The 1,271-nt window shown below is 69.3% G+C and carries 1 protein-coding gene; it reads right to left on the bottom strand.

All coding sequences use genetic code 11. The annotated features are described in order from the left end of the window. Positions 1–1,271, bottom strand: a 1,271-nt coding sequence (locus PGX04_RS32760) for a DUF58 domain-containing protein (RefSeq protein ID WP_273742293.1), incomplete at both ends; no start/stop codon positions are given.

Genomic DNA, 1,271 nt, shown 5'->3' with positions numbered 1-1,271 from the left:
GACGACGGCCGCGCGCTCGTCGTCGAAGGAGACGGTCGAGAGGTCGTTCGTGCGGGCGTAGCGATTCCAGTCGATCCGCCCGACGGGGTCGCCGGGCTGGTACTCCCGCACGCTGTGAAACTCGAGGCCGGGGCCCGGATCGTTCGTCGCGAGCTGGCCGGCGCGGCGAGCGCCCAGTTCCCGGAGCGGGAGGTTGGTTGTCGACGACAGCGGCGTGATCGTCGGCTCGCACGTGATCGTCGTCGCCGACTGCGGGGAGATTCGTTCGGTCAGTTCGGTCCCGCCGGAGACGGAGCGGCTGACGACCGTGACCTGCTCGAACGTGAGCGTCCCGCGGCGAGCCGTGATCGTGTACTGCATCGCGGCCGTCTCGCCCGCGGCGAGGGTGGTCCCCAGCCGCGGCGAGCCGTCGGTTACGGCCACGCTCGCTGGAACGCCGTCGACGAGTCGGAGGTCAGTCAGCCGGCGGTCGCCGTCGTTACGAACGGTGAGGGTGACTCCCACGTCCTCACCCGGCTCCGGTTGCGAGTCACTGATGACGCGCTCGAGTGTCAGTTCGGGCTCGAGATCGGTCTCGAGGTGCGCGTAGGCCGCGAACCCGATGCCGACAGCGGCGGCGACGACGATCGAGGGCTGCTGGTAGAGGACGCCGAGGACGAGTCCGAGGAGAGCGACGACGGTGATCCCGTTCCAGTGGCCGGTCGATCGGCGAGTGGGCGGTATCGCCTCTCTCTCGTCCGTCTGTTCCCGTTTCGCTGCAGTCGACCCTTCGCGTTCGTTCGGCGCGGACTCGGTCCGATCGGCGGCTGCAGACTCGGGGAACTCGGCCGCCGCTCCCCCGTCGTCTGAGGGGACTCCGGACGTCAGTTCCTCGTCGTTGCTGCCGTCCTGCGTCTCGTCACCGTCGTCCGGCTGGGGTTCGGTTTGTGACTCTTCGTCACCGTCGTCGGACTGTGGTTCACTACCGTCGCTGGTCTGTGTCACGTCGCCGCCGTCCGGTGACTCGTCGGGCTGTCCCTCCTCGACCGATCGTTCGATCCGCGGACGAGGGGGTGTGGGTCGGTCGTTCTCGAGGGCGACGTCGGCGACGGACGCGATCGCGCGCATCGTCCGTCGGAGGTCTCTCGTCGTCAGTTCCCGCGTCAGCCCGAGCGATCGGCGAACCCGCTCTCCGAACGACTGGGGTGGGTCCACCGTCTCAGCGAGGACGCTCGCAGCGGCGTCGTCGTCGGTCCAGCTGCCGTCCGCGAGCCGTCGTGTCGCGTCGTCTG

It is taken from the genome of Natrinema soli (assembly GCF_028618695.1).
Note: the sequence above shows the minus strand (reverse complement) of the source record. Positions and strands in the feature narration are given on the sequence as shown.